The following is an 18,603-nucleotide window of genomic DNA, read 5'->3' as shown; positions in this document are numbered from 1 at the left end:
GAGCGCGTCCCCGCCGTCACACGCCGGCGGGGACGCGCGCCGTTTCGGGGGCGAATTCGAGGGCGCCCTTCCCGTCCGGCCGCGCGACGATCGTGTCCCCCTCGTTGAACCGCCCCTCCAGCACCGCCAGCGCGAGCGGGTTCTGGATCATGCGCTGGATCGCACGCTTCAGCGGCCGCGCGCCGAACGCCGGGTCGTAGCCCTCCTGTGCCAGCAGCTCGCGCGCCTCGGGCGTGAGCTCCAGCGTGAGCTTGCGATCGGCGAGCAGCCGCCGCAGCCGGCCGAGCTGCAGATCGATGATGCGGTCGATGTGCTCCTCCGTGAGCGGCTTGAAGAGCACGATGTCATCCACGCGGTTCAGGAACTCTGGTCGGAAGTGCTCGCGCATCGCGTTCCACACCTCGGTCTCCACGAGCGCCCAGTCGTCCTGCGCGTGCTCCAGGATGAAGGAGCTGCCGACGTTCGACGTCATGATGATGACCGTGTTGCGGAAGTCGACCGTGCGTCCCTGCGAGTCCGTTAGGCGCCCGTCGTCGAGGATCTGCAGCAGGATGTTGAATACGTCCGGATGCGCCTTCTCGATCTCGTCGAACAGGATGACCGAGTACGGCCGGCGGCGCACCGCCTCGGTGAGCTGCCCCCCTTCCTCGTATCCGACGTAGCCCGGCGGCGCGCCGATGAGCCGCGCGACGGCGTGCTTCTCCATGTACTCCGACATGTCGATGCGCACCATCGCCTGCTCGTCGTCGAACAGGAACTCGGCGAGCGCGCGCGCCGTCTCCGTCTTCCCGACGCCGGTGGGACCGAGGAAGATGAACGACCCGATCGGGCGATTGGGATCCTGCAGACCGGCACGGCTGCGCCGCACCGCGTCGGCCACGGCGCGCACCGCGACGTCCTGCCCGATGACGCGACGGGCGAGCTCCTGGTCGAGCTTCGTGAGGCGCTCGCGCTCGCTCTCCATCATGCGCGTGACCGGGATGCCGGTCCACCGTGCCACGACTTCGGCGATGTCGTCGGCCGTCACCTCCTCCTTCAGGAACTGCGGCCGTCCGTTGTGCGACGCGAGCTTCGCCTCAGCGTCCTTCATCTGCCGCTGCAGCTCGGGGATGCGACCGTAGGTGATCTCGGCCGCCTTCGCGAGGTCGCCCTGCCGCGTGGCCTGGTCGGCATCGACGCGCGCCTGCTCGATCTCCTGCTTGATGCGGCCGACGGCGCCTAACGTCTCCTTCTCCTGCTGCCACTGCGCTTTCATGGCCGACGAGCGCTCGCGCAGATCGGCCAGCTCGCGCTCGAGCGCGGCGAGCCGCTCCTTCGACGCCGGATCCGTCTCCTTCTTCAGCGCCGCCTGCTCGATCTGGAGCTGGATGATGCGCCGCTCCACCTCGTCGATCTCCTGCGGCATCGAGTCGATCTCGATGCGCAGCCGGCTCGCCGCCTCGTCGAGCAGGTCGATCGCCTTGTCGGGAAGGAAGCGATCGCCGATGTAGCGGTGCGACAGCGTGGCGGCGGCGACCACGGCGCCGTCGGTGACGCGCACGCCGTGATGCGCTTCGTACTTCTCCTTCAGGCCGCGCAGGATCGCGATGGTGTTCTCGACGCTCGGCTCACCGACGTACACGGGCTGGAAGCGGCGCTCGAGCGCGGCGTCCTTCTCGATGTACTTGCGGTACTCGTCGAGCGTGGTCGCGCCGACGACGCGCAGCTCGCCGCGGGCGAGCGCGGGCTTCAGCATGTTGCCGGCATCCGGAGAGCCCTCGGTCTTCCCGGCGCCGACGATGGTGTGCGTCTCGTCGATGAAGACGATGAACTTGCCCTCGGCGCTCGTGATCTCCTTCAGCACCGCCTTCAGCCGCTCCTCGAACTCGCCGCGGTACTTCGCGCCGGCGAGCATGGCGCCGATGTCGAGCGAGATGAGCGTCTTGTTGCGCAGCGACTCGGGGACGTCGCCGTTCACGATGCGCTGGGCGAGCCCCTCGACGATGGCAGTCTTGCCGACGCCCGGCTCGCCGATGAGGATCGGGTTGTTCTTCGTGCGGCGCGACAGCACCTGGACGACGCGCCGGATCTCCTCGTCGCGCCCGATCACCGGATCGAGCTTGCCCGCGCGCGCGCGCTCCGTGAGGTCGGTGGAGAAGCGCTTCAGCGCCTGGTACTTCTCCTCCGGATTCTGGTCGGTGACCTTGTGGGCGCCGCGGACGGCCTTCAGCGCCTCCTTCAGGTCGCCGTAGTCGGCGCCCACCGCGTTCAGCAGCGTGTAGCTGTCGGTGCCCTTCACGTTGCCGAGTGCGAGGAGCACGTGTTCGGTCGAGACGTACTCGTCGCCGAGATCCTTCGCTTCCTTCTCGGCGCGGTCGAGCACCTGGTTCAGCTCGCGCGAGACGGTGGGCTGCGCGTCCGTCTGCTTGGGGTAGCGCGCGGCCTCGGCCTCGGCGCGTCGGCGGAAATCAGTGACGTTGACGCCGAGCTTCTGCAGGATGGGAACGACGATGCCCTCGTCCTGCGCGAGCAACGCGAGAAGGAGGTGTACGTCGTAGACCTGGGGATTGCCGGCGCGGCGGGCGAGCGCCACCGCATCGTTGAGCGCCTCGGCGGTTTTGACGGTCAGCCGGTCGGCGTTGATCATCGGTCGGGTTCTCGAGAGTGGGATTTCGCGTGACCTCGTCGCGCGGCGATCGCGGACGTGTAGCGCGCGATGGTCACCCGGGAGGCGGGCAATCGCGGTGCCGCCCTTTCGCGCCTCCCTGGCACGTGGCGACGGCGGGCGTCCGTGGCGGTGTCAGGGCGCCGGTCAGAACGGCAGCCGAGGTGACCCCGAGGGCGAGCCGGAGGTAGAACGAAAGCGAGAACCGCCGACCGGCGGATGCCGATCGGCGGTTCGAATGCTCGCTCCGAGCGAGATGGCGGTCATTTGCCGTAGAACATCTTTCCGACGGCAGCCGTCCGGCCGTCCACCTCCAGTCGGTACATGTAGACGCCGGACGCGGCGTCCCGACTGGTGCTCAGGTATTTCCCGTTCCAGAACGCAACGTACCGCCCGCACTCGAGCTCGATGTTCTCGATCGGCTCGCCGCCACCGGTGGTGGAGGAGGCGCCTTCGATTACCGGGATGGCTACGACCTGCGCGAGCAGATTGTAGATCCGGAGCGAGACTCGATGTCGACTACCATCGCATTGCGCGGTGTCGCCGACGGTGAACGGGAGCCGGGTAGTGGGATTGAACGGATTGGGGTAGTTCTGCCCCACCGACCCAGAGCGGCGCTGGCCCGACGGCGGTTGCGACGTCTGGGCGGATGCACCGCGCGGCATGAGCGCGCTGAGAGCGAGCACTACTGTGAGTGCTGCCCAACGGAGCTTCATGGTCCTCTCCAAATCTGACAGACTAGGTGCCTGGTGCAGACTCCTGATGATGGGTGAGTGAATACACTTCGCGCGTTCGCAAGCTAACGAAACGGCTCAGCCGGTGCAAGAACTTCACACCCTACACGAGCCGAGCCTCGCTAAGTCACGATCGCGCGAACGCGGGAAGCTACGGATACTCCTACTACAACCTCAATAGTTGCAAGTACTTCCCGGGCTCACCTCGAGCACATTGTCAACTGTCGCTGGCGGCGTCGCCATGTTCGTGCCACGAAGCAAGCCACGGTCGGGCTCGCCGAGGGGCTGACTGATCAGTTCGCCGAGCCGGCGCCGGCCCCTCGTCACCTGTCTCGACGCACAAACGGCTGCGGCCGTAACGCAGATCACCACGCTCCAGCCGTCACGCAAGTCCGCGTCCACCCTCCGGTACCGCCGCAGACGCCGGCGAGTTCCACCGCTCCCCCTCCCACGCCTCGAGCGCCCGCATCGGACGCCCATCGGTGAGATGCTCGCGCAGGAACTCGCGGAGCAGCCGCTGATGCGCTCGCGCCGCGGGATCGTCGAGCGGCGTCGCGGACTCGGCCCCGCGCAGCCACTCGTGCAGCGACAGCCGCGCGGGGGCCGGCAGCAGCCGACGCAGCCCCGCCATCCGCGCACAGAGGTCACACAGCGTGCCTCCCGCCGGGTGGCTGAACGCCGCCGGTCGATCGAGTGGCACCGGCGTATGGCATTCGGCACACTCGGCGATCGTGGGCCCGAACCCGAGCTCGGCGACCAGATGCCACGCCCCGGCCAGGCCCGCCTCGCGTGTCTCCCCGCGGGGTGCCAGCCCGATCCGATCCAGCGCCGTGACGAGGGCCTCGTAGAGCGACGGCTCGGCGTCGTCGCGGCCGAAGCGGAGCATCAGCTCCGCGACCGCCGACGCGGCCGTGAACCGGCCGAGATCGGCGGCGAGCGAGGGGCGCGAGCGCGTGACGTCGAACCCGGCGAGTGTGTGCAGGTCGCGTCCGGGCTTCGCGTAGAACTGCGCCTGCCCCTCAGCGAACAGGTCGACGGCCGTGCCGAAACGGCGGGACGCGCGACGGGCGCCCTTCGCCAGCACCGCGACGACACCCGCGTCCCGCGTCGCGAGACGGAGGATGCGCGAGCTCTCGAGATAGCTGAACGCGTGCAGGACGACCGCGTCGGTCTGGATCAGGGCCACGTCGGAAATGTACCCCGGCGCGGCCCCGACGGTCTGCCCCTCGTCGGACCGGGGTCGGTCAGCGGCCTCCGAGCCGCACCCCGACGAGCACCGTGCGGCCAGGCGCGGCGAAGTTGAAGACGCCTTCGTACCGGCGGTCGAGAGCGTTCTCGACCCGGGCGGTGAGCGCGACCGGGGCGCGCGGCCCGGCGTCCAGCAGTCGGACGTCGAGCGACGCGTCGAGCGTGGCGTAGCCGCCGAGCACGACGGCGGTCGCCGGGAAGCTCGCGAAGTCACGGTCGTCGCGCGCGCCGACGTAGTTCAGCGTCGCGCCCGCCGAGACGCGCCGGCCGAACGGCCGGAGCGCGGTGAGGCTCGCCGTGCGGGTCGGACGGCGCAGCAGCCGTTCGCCGAGCACGAACGTGCCGCTCGCCCCGAAGCCCGCGTCGTCGACGCGGGTGTGGAGGTACGTGTAGGCCGCCCGCACGGTGGCGCCCGCGACGTCCGCCACCGAGGCCTCGAGCTCGACGCCGTTGGCGCGCGCCGAGGCCACGTTGAAGTAGTTCGGGCCGGCCGGCGACCCGGTCGGCGTGGCGCGGTACTGCACGAGGTTACGGAAGCGCTGGTCGAAGTACGTCGCGCCCAGCGTCGCACGCCCCCCGGCGAGCGACTGCTCGACGGCCGCCTCCCAGGTGGTGGCGCGCTCAGGCGCGAGATCGGGGTTGCCGGTGGTGAACGACGTCGTGAACTGCTCGGAGAAGAGCGGCTCCTTGAACGACGTGCCAACCGCGGCGCGCAGTCGCGTGCCCGCGGGGAGCGCGTAGCCTGCGCCGACGCGGTACGTGCCGAACGTACCGAAGCGGTCGTTGTCGTCGATGCGTCCGCTCGCCGTGTACGACAGCGCGGCGCCGGCGCGGCCGACCCACTGGGCGTAGTACGCCGTGTTCGCGCGCCGCTCGTCGAAGTGGGTGCTGCTCGGCGCGAAGCGCTGGAACTGCGACGTGCCGTCCGACTGCTCGCTCTGCCGCGACAGCTCGATGCCGGCGGTGAACACGTCGGCCGGCGTGACGTACACGTTCACGCGAGCGTCGCCGCTGCGGCGCACGTCGGCGCTCGTGCTGCGCGAGTAGAAGCGCTGCGTGTCGGCAGGCGCCGTAGGGTCGTCGACGGAGCGGCCGCGCGTCTCGTTGTCGGTCAGCGCGACTCTGCCCTCGACACGCGAGGCGAGGAACCGGCCGGCGTCGAGCCCCACGGTGAGGCGTCGATCGCCGCGGCGCGCGTGCTGGAACGGGACGACCGCGCCGGAGCCACTCGTCGGGTAATGGAACGTGCCGTCGGAATAGCGCGCGCTGAGGCGCGCGTCGCTGCGGTCGTCGGGGCGCACGCGCACCAGCGCGCTCGCGACGCTGTTGCGGAACTCGTTGTTCTCGGGCAGCAGCCCGCTCGACGCGTGATGCGCGATGCCTACCGAGTATCCAGCGCGCGCCGAGCCGCCCGCGACGCCGACGTCGCCGTCGAACGTGCCGTACGTGCCCCCGCGCGCGCTCGCCGTCGGCGTCGCGGGGCCGACACCGCGCCGCGTGAAGATCTGGATCACGCCGGAGACGGCGTCGGAGCCGTACAACACGCTCGCCGGACCGCGCACGATCTCGATCCGCTCGACGTTGTCGGTCGTGAGGAACGCGAGGTCGTAGCTGCCGCCGGGCAGGTTCGCGGGGACACCGTCGATGAGCACCTTCGTGTAGTTGCTCTGTCCTCCGCGGAGGAACAGCGACGTGGCGCCGCCGAACGAGCCCGATTGCACGAGGTGCATGCCGGGCACCTCGCGCAACGCGTCGGCGACGCGCGTCACGCCGCGCGCGCGCAGGTCGGCGCCGCTCAACACCGTCACGCTCGACGTGGAGGCGGCGACGGGGACACGCGTCGCGGTGACGACGACGGGTCCGAGCGACGTGGTGTCGCGTCCGTTAGGCGCGGGCGGCTGCGCGGCGGCGCGGGCGCCGAGCAGGGCGAGTGCGGGAACGAGCGTGGCAAAGGATCGCATCGAAGGAGCGCGTTGGAGGATCAAATCGGTCGAGGAAGTCATCGGCGCCCGCCGCGCAGCGGCACGAGGGCCGGCGCAGCGGTCGCGGGGTCGCGGGTGACGACGAGCGGCCAGTCGTAGACGCGCTCGAGGGTGGGGCCGTCCATGACGTCGGCGGGCGCGCCGGACGCAGCGACGCGCCCGGCGTGGAGCAGCACCATGTGCTGCGCGAAGCGCGCGACGAGGTTGAGCTGGTGGCTCACCAGCAACACCGCGCGGCCGTCCCGGGCCAGGCCGTCGGCGATCTCGAACAGCGCCATCTCGTGCGCGACGTCGAGGAACGTGGTGGGCTCGTCGAGCACGAGAGCCTCGCCGCCCTGCGCGAGCGCGCGGGCGACGCGGACGCGCTGCCACTCGCCGCCGGACAGCTCGTCGGTCGGGCGGTCGGCGAAGTCGCCGACGCCGGCGATTTCCATCGCGCGCGCCGCCGCCTCCGCGTCGGCGGCGCCGGACACCGACCAGCGCGTGCCGTGCGGCAGCCGGCCGAGCGCGACGTACTCGCGCACGCGGAGCGGGAACGCGAGCTCCTCACGCTGCGTGACGACGGCAACGCGACGCGCGAGCGCGCGCGGATCCATGGTGCGCACGCTCGCGCCCTCGAGGCGGATGTCGCCCGCCTCGAGCGGCACCCGGCCGAGCAGCGCGCGGACGAGCGAGCTCTTGCCGCTTCCGTTAGGCCCGACGACCGCGGTCACGCGACCGCGCGGCACGCCGAGGCTCACGCCGTCGAGCGCGCGGGCGCGGGCGCGCGGGTAGCGCACGCTCACCCCGTAGAACGCGAGCAGCGGCGCGTCGCTCATCGAGTCGCCCGTAGTCGCCAGAGGAAGAACGGCACGCCGATCATCGCGGTCACGGCACCGAGCGGCAGCTCCACCGGCGGGTGTGCGACGCGCGCGACGACGTCCGCGCCGACGAGCAGCGCGGCGCCGAACAGCCCCGCGGCGAGGAGCAGCGGCCGATGCGCGCGCGCGCCGCACGCCCGCGCGAGATGCGGCACGACGAGCCCGACGAACCCGACGAGCCCCGCCGCCGACACGGTCGCCGCGGCGAGCAGCGTGGCGGTGACGAACACGCGCCGCGACGCGCGGTCGACGTCGACGCCGAGCGCAGCGGCCGGGTCGGCACCGAGGGCGAGTGCGTCGAGGTCACGCGCGCCGGCGACGAGCACGGTGCCCGACACCAGCGCGTAGAGCGCGAGCCACCGGACGGCGGGCCACCGCGCGTCGGACGCGGAGCCCATCATCCACCAGAGCGCGTTGCGCACGGTGTCGGCCGGCGCGGCCGCGAGCAGGATCATCACGGCGGCGTTCGCGAACGCGCCGACGACGACGCCCGCCATCACGAGGAGCCTCGCGTCGCCGATGCCGCCCGCCGCGCGCGCGACGCCGAGCACCGCGGCAGCCGCCGCGACGGCTCCGCCGAACGCACCGATCGGCAACGCGGCGGCGATGGAGAGCCCCGCTCCGGTGGCGATCACCGCGCCGACCGCGGCGCCCCCCGACACGCCGAGCAGATACGGCTCGGCGAGCGGGTTGCGGAGCGCTCCCTGCAGCGCGGCGCCGCTCGTGCCGAGCCCCGCGCCGACGAGCGCCGCGAGCGCGACGCGCGGCAGGCGCAGGTCGCGGACGATGACGAGCGTGGTCGGGTCGCCGGCACCGCGAAGCGCCGCCCACACCGCACCGACGGGAAGCGTGACGGCGCCTAACGCGACGCCAGCGATGGCGAGCAGCGCCAGCGCGACGGCGCCGGCGATCCAGTAGCGGAGACGCACGGCGCGGCGCTCAGCGCGGCGACGACAGGCGGTCGCGCAGCTCGGGGTGCAGTTGGAGCGCGATGGAGCGCGCCGCCTCACCCAGGCGCACCGACGGCCGCTCGACGAGCGTCGTGTCGTCGGCGTACACGCGGCCCTCGCGCACGGCCGTGAGGCCGCGCCACGCGGGATCGGCGAGGATGCGCCTAACGGAGCTGGGGGCCGCGACGACGACGTCCGCGTCACGCCGCAGGACCTCCTCGCGGCCGACCTGCGGCGACGGCTGCGGCATGTCGGCGAATACGTTGCGGCCGCCCGCGGCGTCGAGCAGCTCGCTCATGAAGCTCCCGCCGCCGATGACGTACAGCGGATCGGCGAGCAGCGGCCAGACCACGCGCAACCGCGCCACGTTCGCGGTGACGGCGCGCACGCGGTCGAGCGAGCGCGACACGCTGTCGACGACGGAATCCGCACGCGGCCGCTCGCCGATCGCGTCGCCGACGAGGCGCACGCAGCGGAAGAAGTCGGCGATGCGGTCGACCTTCAGCGCGACGACGGCGATGCCCGCGGCGCGCAGGGCGTCGGCGGCCGAGCGGTTGTCCGCGCTCGCGTAGAGGAGCACGAGGTCGGGCCGCGCGCCGAGCACCGCCTCGACGTTAGGCCGGATGCCGGGGCCGAGGTCGGGAACGGCGCGCGCCTCGGAGGGATACTGATCCCAGTGCGTGCGCCCGACGAGCCGGCCGCCGGCGCCGAGCGCGAACAGGAGCTCCGTCGTCGTCGGGTTGAGCGAGACGATGCGCTCGGGCCGGTGTCCGCGTGGGACGGGTGCTCCGAAGTCGTCGACGCCGCTCGGCGCGGCCGCTGCTCGAGGTGTCGCCGTCGTGGAGTCGGGGACGTCGCGCGCGGCGGCACCGCAGCCTTGCGCAACGAGAGCGAGCGTCGCGAACGACGCGAGCGTGAGACGCGTGCGAATCATGGCCACCGACCCTCCCCCGAGGGTTTCGTGTGGTGGCGCGCAGGCGAGTCGTCTCCTGGCTCCGGGCCGCGTCGCTCGCCTTCCCAGCCGTTAGGCCAGTGGCGTACAGAGCGTGCGTGTCGTGCCCGATACAGTGGCGGGGCCGCGCCGGCATCGAACCGGCTTCCGTGTCCCGCGTGCGCGTCGAGTTGTGAATACGGCGCCGCGAACGGCGTGCGCGTATGCTAGCGAGGCGTACCGGGGCGAGCAAGCGCGGCGGCGAGCGCCGCCTTGAGATCCTCGCGCGTGCGGAGGTAGCGCTCGCGCGCGTCGGCGTTCGGCGCGGGCTCGCGCTCGAACGCATCGTCGAGCGACGCGATGCGCTGCGCGAGGGCCGCGGCGTCCGCGTCGACCGGCGGCTCGGCGACGGCGGCTGCGGGTCCCCCGGTCGCGAGCGCGCGGCGGCGGCGCGGCCGCGCGAGCGCGCCGACCATCGCGAGGCCGAGCGTCGCGAGCAGCGCGGGGACGATCCACCGCGTCCACAGGGGCGCCGGCGGTGGCGCGTCGATCGAGATGCGCGCGCCCGCGGGAACGTCCTGACCGAGGAAGCGGCGGAACGAGCGTCCCTCGACGAGCACCGGATCGACCGGCGTGAGCTGCGGGCCGCGCACGTCGGCGCGCGGGTCCTCGACGAGGATCTCGAACACCGACGCCGGCCGCTCGACCGTGATGTGCAGCGGGAAATCCGCGGCGGGCAGCGAGTAGCTGAACGCGATCTGCTTCAGTCCCGGGGCGAACGGCATGTGCAGGACGGCACGCGCGTTCGCGAGCGTCAGCGCGTCGGCGGGCACCTCGCCCTCGCGCACGCGGAACGAGCGTCCCTGCGGCGGCACCGGCGCGGACCAGGTGCCGCGCGCGTCGCCCTCGCGGTCGAGCATCGTGGCGGACGAGTCGTTCGAGATCTCGTAGACCTCGATGACGTCGCGCGATCCCGTCGCGTCCGCGCCGGAGACGATGAGGTGCCGCCCGCGCACCGTCATCGGCACCGGCTTCGACGTCGTGTCGTAGACGGAGATCTCCGCGCTCTCGCCGCGCACGTCGGGCTCGCGCAGCGGGTTCGTGAAGTACGCCACACCGCCGAAGCGAACCGACACGAAGTAGATCGCGTCGTCGCCGCCGAACGGCCGGTACCGGAACGCGAACGCGCCCGTCGCATCGGTGCGCGTGGAATCGAGCGGGCCCGCGCTGTCGGACGCGACGCGGTGCAGCGTCACCCAGGCATTCGCGACGGGGTCGGGCCCCTTCTCTCGCTGCACGAGGACGCGTCCCTCGACGGACCGCGTGCCGCCGCTGCCGGCGCTGCCGGCGCTGCCGGCGTTAGGCTGGGCGCCGCCGAGCGCCGGAACGAGCGCGGCGAGCAGGACGAGCGCGGCGAGTCGCAGGCGCGACACGCTAGATGTTGAACTTCCCGAAGTCCTCGGGACGCAGGTTCTCCAGGTACTGCTTGAGCTGCTCGGCGCTGAGCGACTCGGTGCGCTCACCCGACTTCGGCGAGGCGGGCGGCGACGTGTAGCCGGACTCCTCACCGGAGTCGAGCTCCTCGGAGGCCGCGGCGAGCAGCGACTCCTCGACGAAGATCGGCGCCTGCAGCCGCAGCGCGACGGCGATGGAGTCCGACGGGCGCGCGTCGATCTGCGCCTCGCCGCTCGGGCCGTGGAGGTGCAGCTCGGCGAAGTACGTGCGATGCTGGACCTTCGTGATGTGCACGCGGCGGAGCGACGCGCCGAGCCCCAGGATGAGGCTCTTGCAGAGGTCGTGGGTGAGCGGCCGCTCGCGCTTGACGTTGTTCATCTGCATCACGATGGCCTCCGCCTCGGGCTGACCGATCCAGATCGGCAGCAGGCGGGAGCCGTCCTTCTCCTGCAGGATCACCACGTACGTGTTCGTCGAGCTGTCGAGCCCCAGCCGGGACACGAGGACTTCGACCATCGGCATCTCCGGAGAACGTCAGAGAAAGGTACCCCGCGGCGCGCGGCCGGTGCCGGGGTCAGCCGGTCGGGGCGCCCGCCTCAGCGCAGCGCGCCGCGGAGGGCGTCCTGACGGTCCGTGCGTTCCCACGTGAACAGCGTCTTCTCGCCGGCGCCGTTGCTGATCGTCTCGGGCGTGCGGCCGAAGTGGCCGTAGGCGGCCGTGGCGCCGAAGATCGGCTTGCGGAGGGCGAGCGCCTCGGAGATGGCGCGCGGGGTGAGCTGGAACGTCGCGCTGACCACCTCGCAGATGCGGTCGTCGGGCACGGTGCCGGTGCCGAACGTCTCGACCATCACCGAGACCGGCTCGGCGACGCCGATCGCGTACGCGAGCTGCACCTCGCAGCGGCGCGCGAGCCCCGCGGCGACGACGTGCTTCGCGACCCAGCGCGCGGCGTACGCGGCGGAGCGGTCGACCTTCGACGGATCCTTGCCGCTGAACGCGCCGCCGCCGTGGCGGCCCATGCCGCCATAGGTGTCGACGATGATCTTGCGGCCGGTGAGGCCGGCATCGCCCTGCGGCCCGCCGATGACGAAGCGGCCGGTGGGGTTGATGTGGTACTTCAGGTCGGGCGCGCGCAGCCCCTCGGGCACCGACGGCTTCACGACCTCCTCCACGATCGCCTCGCGCAGCTCCTTGTTGCCGATGGTCTCGGAGTGCTGCGTGGAGACGACGACGGTCTCGACCTCCTTCGGGCGGCCGTCCTCGTACAGCACGGTCACCTGCGCCTTGCCGTCCGGGCGGAGCCACGAGAGGCGTCCCTGCTTGCGCAGATCGGCGAGGCGGCGCGTGATGCGATGCGCGAGGACGATGGGGAGCGGCATCAGCTCCTCGGTCTCGTCGGTCGCGTAGCCGAACATCATCCCCTGGTCGCCGGCGCCGCCGGTGTCGACGCCCTGCGCGATGTCGGGCGACTGCTTGTCGATCGTGCTCATCACCGCGCACGTCTTGCTGTCGAAGCCGTACGACGCATCGGTGTAGCCGATGCGGTGGATCGTGCCGCGCACGATGTCCGGGATGTCGACGTAGCAGTCGGTGGTGATCTCTCCGGCGACGACGGCGAGGCCGGTCGTGACGAGCGTCTCGCAGGCCACGCGGGCGGCGGGATCCTTCTCGAGGATCGCGTCGAGGACCGCGTCGGAGATCTGATCGGCGATCTTGTCCGGGTGGCCTTCGGTGACGGACTCGGACGTGAAGAGATGGCGCGCAGGCACGGCGGCTCACGACGAACGGGGGAACCGGCGTTCTGGGCCGGCGGTGGCGGGTGGTCGTACTCTAAGACGGGCCTCAGGGCCCGGCAACCCGCGCAGATCTCCCCTACGCCGTAACGCTACGCCGTGACGCGGCCGAGCTCCCGCTCCAGCGCCTCGAGCAGGATGCGCTCGGCCTCGGCGGCGGTGCCGGCGCGGAGGGCACGGCGCGCGGCGTCCGCGGCCCGGCTGGCGTGGATGCCGCGCACGATGCGCTTCACCGCCGGGACGTTGCGCGCCGCGACGCTGAGCTGCCGCAGGCCGAGGCCGATGAGCGCGAACGCCATGAGCGGCTGCGACGCCATCTCGCCGCACACGGCGACCTCGATGTTGTTGTCGTGCGCGACCTCCACCGTGCGCGCGATGAGCCGCAGCACGGCGGGATGGAGCGGCGTGAAGCGCGGCGCGAGCAGCGCGTTGCCGCGGTCGACGGCGAGCGTGTACTGCACGAGGTCGTTCGTGCCGATGGAGAAGAACGCGACCTCGCCGGCGAACGTGTCGACGGAGACCGCGGCGGCCGGCGTCTCGATCATGACGCCTAACGCGACGTCGTCGCGGTGCGGCACGCCGCGGGCGCGCAGCTCGGCCGCCGACTCCTCCATGAGCGCGCGCGCCTCGCGCACCTCCTCCACGGTGACGACCAGCGGCAGCATGATGCGCACGTCGCCGTGCGTGGCGGCGCGCAGCAGCGCGCGGAGCTGCGTCTTGAACAGCTCCGGCTCGTCGAGGCACATGCGGATCGCGCGCCAGCCCAGGAACGGGTTCGGCTCGACCGGGAACCCGCCGACGGGCAGCTTGTCGCCGCCGACGTCGAACGTGCGGATGACCACGGGGTGGCCGCCGAACGCGTCGACGACGCGCGCATAGGCGCGGTACTGCTCGTCCTCGTCGGGCATCGTGGCGCGGCCGACGACGAGGAACTCGGTGCGCATGAGGCCCACGCCGTCCGCGCCGCTGTTCGCCGCCTGCTCCGCCTCTTCCGGCAGATCGACGTTCGCGCGCAGCACGAGCGGCTCACCGTCGAGCGTCACCGGCTCGGCGGACGCGAGCAGGCGCAGCTCCTCGACCTCCTGCGCCTCGAGCTGCGCACGCACCTGGAACGCCGCGACCTCGGCGTCGGTCGGATCGACCGTGAGCGTGCCCGCGCCGCCGTCGAGGACGATCGTCTCGGTGCCCGTGAGGCGCGACGTCGCGTCGCGCAGGCCGACGACGGCGGGGAGGCCTAACGACCGGGCGAGGATCGCGATGTGCGACGTGTTCGTGCCGGCGTCGGTCGCGATGGCCGAGATGGCCTCGCGGTCGAGCTGCACGGTGAGGCTCGGCGTGAGGTCGTGCGTGACGAGCACCGCGCACGTGCCCTTCGGCACGTCGACCGGGTCGTGGTCGGGAAGGCCGAGCAGCGCGGTGAGCACGCGGATCTGCACGTCGACGAGGTCGCCGACGCGCTCGCGCAGCATGGCGTGCGGGCTGCGCTCGAAGCGGCGGCGCCACTCGAGCATCGCGAGGTCGACGGCCTTCTCCGCGCCGAGGTTCTGCCGCACGAGCCCCTCGATCTCGGTGAGGATCTCGGCGTCCTGCAGGATCGTGAGCTGCACGTCGAAGATCGCCGCCTCCTCCGCGCCGGCGTGGCGCTCGGCGCGCGCGCGCACGCTCTCCAGGCGATCGCGAGCGCGCGCGATCGCGTCGTGCAGGCGCGCGAGCTCGCGCGGGATCGCCTCGTCGGGGACGATGCGATGTGGGACGTCGGGCACCTCCCAGCGCAGGAGGTGCACCGGGCCGGTGACGATGCCGGGAGAGGCCGGAATGCCGCGGAGGACGAAGCTCACGGGCGCCCCGCTAGCTCTCGCCGAACTTGTGGGCGACGAGCGACGCGATCGCGGCGATCGCGTCGTCGGCGTCGGGGCCCTGCGCGCGGAGCGTGATGGTCGCGCCGCACTCGGCGGCGAGCATCATCACCCCCATGATGCTCTTCCCGTTCACCTCGATGTCCTCGCGCGAGATCGTGATGTCGCTCTTGAACTTCGAAGCGGCCTTCACGATCTCCGCGGCGGGTCGCGCGTGGAGCCCGTTCTTGTTCAGGATCCGGACGGACTGTTCGGCCATCATCGGGCGATCGAGTAGAGGACGAAGGCTGCCAGACAGAGAACGGCAAGACGCCAGCCCTCGATGCGCCCATGCAGCCGCGCGATGACCAGTGCACCGGCCATCACGGCGACCACCACGGCGCCGAGGAGCGCGCGCCCGGGCCCGATCACGCGCGCGAGGGTGAGGGGGAGCGCCGCGCCCCCGATGAATGCGGCGCCCTGATCGAGCCACTGCGGTCCCTGCCGCAGCACGGGGCCGCCTAACGCCTGCGCGACCTGCAGCCCGCGCGCGAGCCCGACGCGCAGCGCCCACGCGCGCAGCGCGAGATGGCCGGCGTTGTAGAGCGCGAGGAACCCGCCCACCACGGCGAGCGGGCCGGCGCCGGCCCCGAACGCGAGCAGCGCGAGCAGCGAGCAGAACGGAAGCCACGCCGCCCACACGAGCCGGTCGCCCACGCTGCCGAGCGGACCGCACAGCGCCGTGCGGAAACGCTCGATGCGGGTCGGCGGCTCGCCGGCGAGCTCCGCGCGGATCAGCGCACCGACCGCGACGCCGGCGAAGTACGGATGCGCGTTGAAGTACTGACTGTGCCGAGCGAGCGCCGCGCGATACGCCTCCCCGCCCTTGCCACCGGGCAGGAGGCGCAGCGCCGGCTCGGTGCAGAAGCCGATCCCGTTGCCGAGCAGGATCTCGTAGTTCCACGAGGCCTGGATCGCGAGCAGTCGCAGGAAGATAGAGAGACGGATCGAGAGCGGGAGAGCAGGCGGGCTCCCGACCGATGGTGACGAGGGCGTCATGGAGCGCGCGGGCTCGCTCATGCGAACGCCAGCAGCGCGAGCCCGCACAGCAGCCCGCCGAGAAAGAGCCACCGCGCGCGCGGCACCGCATGCACCAGCTTCCACACCGCGCCGCCGGCGACCATCGCGGCGAGTCCGACGACCACCGCGCGCGCGATGCGCCCGTCGGTGTGCCAGCGCGCGAGCGCCGCCTCCTGCGCCGGAATGGTCACGAGCAGCGCGGCGAGCGTGAGCAGGAAGCCGCGCAGCAGATCGCCGAACAGGCCGGCGAGCTGCAGGCCAACGACCGTGCGCGCCGACCCCGCCGCGAGCGAGTCCATCGACCGGCGCGCGAATCGGCCGTTGATCGTGCGCAGCAGCACCATGGAGCGGCCGCCGACCCACGACGTGGCGATCGCGAACAGCACGGCCATGCACATCGCGCCGGCGGTCATCGCCGTCTCGCTGCGCTCGGCCATCGCGTACAGCGTCCCGCCGACGACGGCGGCCGAGCCCCACTCGGGGTAGCGCGACGCGCCGATCGGCAGCGTCTCGAGCGCGAACAGCTCGAGCGTCGCCCCGATGATGAGCCCCGTCTCTGCGCTGCCGGCGAGCGCACCGGCGAGCGTCGCGGCGACGAGCGGCCGCGAGAGCATCGCCTGCGGAAAGCTCACGACGTCGAGCCCGAGCAGCGCGCCGAGCAGCGACGTGGGCACGAGCCCGACCGGCGGCTCGATCATGAGGACGCCTTGCCGGAGAGGACTTCGTCGAGCGGCACGGGGCGGGTCGAGGGGACGTCCTGCGCGGTGACGGCGACGCCGCGCGACGCCATCGCGCGCAGCGCGGCCTCCTCCTCGGGCGTGAGGAAGACGTAGCGCATGCGCTGCGCGCGCCCGACGCGGTGATGCACCCCGCCGAGGTTCACGGCGGCGATCCCCGGCGGGCCGCCGTTGCGGCGCACGCCCTCGATGAGCCGCGCCATCGTGTCGATGTCGCCGGTGAGCAGGATGCCGTGCCGGCGGTCGCCGGCGTAGCGCGCATGCGCGGAGATCGCGTCGTCGACACCGTGGAAGAAGACGTCCATCTCGGGCGGGACGCCCATGCGATAGAGCTCCTGCTCCCACTCGCTCGCCGCGACCTCGTCGTCGACGAGCACGATGAAGCCGATGTCGAGTGGTCGTCCCCAGCCCACCACGACCTGGCCGTGGATGAGCCGATCGTCGATCCGGTAGAGCTCAAGCGGCACCGCGCGCGCCCTCCGCCGGGGGTCGCGTGGGAACCACGGCGAGTGCGGCACGTCCCTTCTCGGCCGCGTGCGACGCCGCGTGCGCCGCGGCGGCCGCGGGATCCGCGTCCTCGTCGGCGGCGAACACGAAGTCGAGCAGCGTGGCGAGGTTCGCGCCCGTGACGAGCACGAGGTCGGGACGCTCGCGCTGCAGCCGGCGTGCGGCGAGCGTGCAGCTCCCCGCGGGCAGGTCGGTGAAGATCACGCGCAGCCCACCGTCGAGCGCGCGACGCAGATCGCGCTCGATGTCCTCGCCGCTCAGCCCTCGGTTCGTCATGAGCACGAACACGTCGTCGCGGCCGCTGATCTGGGTCACCGCGGAGGCCATGCCGGCCGCGAAGTCGGCGTGGCCGGCGAGCACCGCGCGCGCCGTCGTCGGCGCGGGGGGGGTGTCACTCGTCATCTTCCTGGAGATAGCGTCGCACGTCCGCCGGCGCGGCGCCGGCGGCGCCGGAAGGGCTCGGCCCCTCCGGCGCGAGCAGCCCGCCGTTCGCCGACGCCTGCCGCATGCGATCGATCAGGCGGCGGTTGAAGGCCTCGGCGGGATTGTGGCCGCTGTAACGGAGGAGGTGGTTCATCGCGATGACTTCCGCGATCACCGTGATGTTCTTCCCGGGGTTCAGCGGCACGCGGATCTTCGGCAGCTCGACGCCGAGGATGGTGTGCGTCTCGCCCTCGAGCCCCGTGCGCTCGACGAGCGCGTCCTGGTTCCACTCCTCGAGATGGACGACGACCTCGAGGCGCTTCTGCTGCCTAACGGCGCGGATGCCGAAGATCGCGGGGATGTCGATGAGACCGATGCCGCGGATCTCCATGTAGTGCCGCTGCAGCTCGTGGCCGCGGCCGATCAGCACGTCGTTGCCGCGCCGGTTCACGATCACCAGATCGTCGGCGACGAGGCGATGGCCGCGCTCCACGAGATCGAGCACGCACTCGCTCTTGCCGATGCCGCTCTGCCCCGTGAAGAACAGCCCCACGCCGAAGACGTCCGACAGCGATCCGTGCAGCGTCACGGTCGGCGCGAACGCTTCGGCGAGGAACGGCTTGATGAGACGGTAGAACTCCGCGGTCTTGAGGCGCGAGCGGATCACCGGGATCCCCGCCTCGGCCGCGAACTCCAGGAACGGCTCCGGCGGATCGAGCGACTTCGTCACGAACGCGCACGGGATGTCGTAGCCGAAGTACGCCTTCAGCGTGCGACGGCGCAGGTGCGGATCGAGCGTGCGCAGATACGTGATCTCGGTCTCGCCGAAGACTTGGATGCGCTCGTGCGGGAAGCGATTGAAGTACCCCGAGAGGACGAGCCCCGGGCTCGAGGCCTCGTGGCTCGTCACCGGGCGATCGAAGCCGATGGCGGCCCCGATCGGCTCGAGCAGCAGCGTGTCGCGCATGCGCTCGAGCAGCTGCCCGACGGTCAGTCGTGCGTTCACGAGGCGGCGGCGCGCCGTGCCGACGCGGCCCGATCGAGCAGCACGTCGGTGAACTCGTCTTCCGGCTCGCTCGCCTCCGACGCGATCGCCGGCGCGGCGGGCGCCGCGCCCACCTGTCGCTTGCGCGCGCGCTCGGCGCGCACATGCGCGACGTGCGCGTTCAGCCGCTCGAGCGCCGCGGCGAGCGCGCCCTCGTACTTCGGCGCGACCCCCTCGGCGACGAGCGGCTTGCGCCGCGCGACACGCAGCATGATCTCGACCTTGTGCACCGACCGCTCGGTGACGAAGCGGATCGACGCGTCGGTGGTGCCGCGAAGGCGCGTGGCGAGCTTGCGGACCGCCTGCTCCGCGCGCTGCTGCAGCGCCTCCGTGACGTCGGCATGGTGGGCGTGGAAGACGATGTGCACCAAGAGTGCCT

Annotated in this window: 18 protein-coding genes and 1 riboswitch; all 18 genes read right to left on the bottom strand. The window is 72.1% G+C overall.

Annotated features, from left to right (window positions below):
- Positions 1-16: 16 nt before the first annotated feature.
- On the bottom strand, positions 17-2,623 hold the full coding sequence (gene clpB / locus J421_RS15740; RefSeq protein WP_025412138.1) for an ATP-dependent chaperone ClpB: 2,607 nt from the start codon (positions 2,621-2,623) through the stop codon (positions 17-19).
- Positions 2,624-2,907: 284 nt separating this feature from the next.
- Positions 2,908-3,360 (bottom strand): hypothetical protein, encoded by a 453-nt coding sequence (locus J421_RS15735; protein WP_148306349.1) that lies wholly within the window; start codon positions 3,358-3,360, stop codon positions 2,908-2,910.
- Between the two features lie 400 nt (positions 3,361-3,760).
- Positions 3,761-4,564 (bottom strand): DNA repair protein RecO, encoded by an 804-nt coding sequence (gene recO / locus J421_RS15730; RefSeq protein WP_025412136.1) that lies wholly within the window; start codon positions 4,562-4,564, stop codon positions 3,761-3,763.
- Positions 4,565-4,622: 58 nt separating this feature from the next.
- Complete coding sequence (locus tag J421_RS15725) at positions 4,623-6,587, bottom strand: TonB-dependent receptor plug domain-containing protein (protein ID WP_025412135.1); 1,965 nt, start codon at positions 6,585-6,587, stop codon at positions 4,623-4,625.
- A gap of 38 nt (positions 6,588-6,625) precedes the next feature.
- On the bottom strand, positions 6,626-7,426 hold the full coding sequence (locus tag J421_RS15720; RefSeq protein WP_104022687.1) for an ABC transporter ATP-binding protein: 801 nt from the start codon (positions 7,424-7,426) through the stop codon (positions 6,626-6,628).
- On the bottom strand, positions 7,423-8,397 hold the full coding sequence (locus J421_RS15715; RefSeq protein ID WP_158508810.1) for a FecCD family ABC transporter permease: 975 nt from the start codon (positions 8,395-8,397) through the stop codon (positions 7,423-7,425). The genes J421_RS15720 and J421_RS15715 overlap by 4 nt, the downstream gene beginning before the upstream one ends.
- Before the next feature lie 10 nt (positions 8,398-8,407).
- Positions 8,408-9,352 carry an ABC transporter substrate-binding protein gene (locus J421_RS15710; protein ID WP_025412134.1) on the bottom strand — a complete coding sequence of 315 codons (945 nt, stop codon included), beginning with the start codon at positions 9,350-9,352 and terminating at the stop codon, positions 8,408-8,410.
- A 50-nt stretch (positions 9,353-9,402) separates the two neighbouring features.
- A riboswitch (cobalamin riboswitch) is annotated at positions 9,403-9,519 on the bottom strand.
- Between the two features lie 57 nt (positions 9,520-9,576).
- On the bottom strand, positions 9,577-10,782 hold the full coding sequence (locus J421_RS15705) for a transthyretin-like family protein (RefSeq protein WP_025412133.1): 1,206 nt from the start codon (positions 10,780-10,782) through the stop codon (positions 9,577-9,579).
- A 1-nt stretch (position 10,783) separates the two neighbouring features.
- Positions 10,784-11,320 (bottom strand): bifunctional nuclease family protein, encoded by a 537-nt coding sequence (locus tag J421_RS15700; protein WP_025412132.1) that lies wholly within the window; start codon positions 11,318-11,320, stop codon positions 10,784-10,786.
- An 80-nt stretch (positions 11,321-11,400) separates the two neighbouring features.
- Entirely contained in the window at positions 11,401-12,573 is a 1,173-nt protein-coding gene (gene metK / locus J421_RS15695; protein WP_025412131.1) for a methionine adenosyltransferase, read from the bottom strand.
- Between the two features lie 116 nt (positions 12,574-12,689).
- Entirely contained in the window at positions 12,690-14,435 is a 1,746-nt protein-coding gene (gene ptsP, locus J421_RS15690) for a phosphoenolpyruvate--protein phosphotransferase (protein ID WP_025412130.1), read from the bottom strand.
- 10 nt (positions 14,436-14,445) lie between these two features.
- Positions 14,446-14,712: an HPr family phosphocarrier protein gene (locus J421_RS15685; RefSeq protein WP_025412129.1), complete on the bottom strand. Its 267-nt coding sequence runs from the start codon at positions 14,710-14,712 to the stop codon at positions 14,446-14,448.
- Complete coding sequence (locus J421_RS15680; protein WP_025412128.1) at positions 14,712-15,512, bottom strand: PTS system mannose/fructose/sorbose family transporter subunit IID; 801 nt, start codon at positions 15,510-15,512, stop codon at positions 14,712-14,714. The genes J421_RS15685 and J421_RS15680 overlap by 1 nt, the downstream gene beginning before the upstream one ends.
- Positions 15,509-16,210, bottom strand: coding sequence for a PTS sugar transporter subunit IIC (locus J421_RS15675; protein ID WP_025412127.1), 702 nt, complete (start codon positions 16,208-16,210; stop codon positions 15,509-15,511). Before J421_RS15675 ends, J421_RS15680 begins: the two co-directional genes overlap by 4 nt.
- A complete protein-coding gene (locus J421_RS15670; protein ID WP_025412126.1) occupies positions 16,207-16,716 on the bottom strand; it encodes a PTS sugar transporter subunit IIB in 510 nt (169 codons plus the stop codon). The genes J421_RS15675 and J421_RS15670 overlap by 4 nt, the downstream gene beginning before the upstream one ends.
- Positions 16,706-17,158, bottom strand: a complete 453-nt coding sequence (locus J421_RS15665) for a PTS sugar transporter subunit IIA (protein ID WP_025412125.1) — start codon at positions 17,156-17,158, stop codon at positions 16,706-16,708. Before J421_RS15665 ends, J421_RS15670 begins: the two co-directional genes overlap by 11 nt.
- Positions 17,148-18,185, bottom strand: coding sequence for an HPr(Ser) kinase/phosphatase (gene hprK, locus J421_RS15660; protein ID WP_025412124.1), 1,038 nt, complete (start codon positions 18,183-18,185; stop codon positions 17,148-17,150). Before hprK ends, J421_RS15665 begins: the two co-directional genes overlap by 11 nt.
- Positions 18,182-18,592: an HPF/RaiA family ribosome-associated protein gene (locus J421_RS15655; protein WP_158508809.1), complete on the bottom strand. Its 411-nt coding sequence runs from the start codon at positions 18,590-18,592 to the stop codon at positions 18,182-18,184. The genes hprK and J421_RS15655 overlap by 4 nt, the downstream gene beginning before the upstream one ends.
- Positions 18,593-18,603: the final 11 nt, after the last annotated feature.

Source organism: Gemmatirosa kalamazoonensis, from assembly GCF_000522985.1.
GTDB lineage: Bacteria > Gemmatimonadota > Gemmatimonadetes > Gemmatimonadales > Gemmatimonadaceae > Gemmatirosa > Gemmatirosa kalamazoonensis.
The sequence above is the reverse complement of the archived record's forward strand: the minus strand, read 5'-3'. Positions and strand labels throughout refer to the sequence as shown.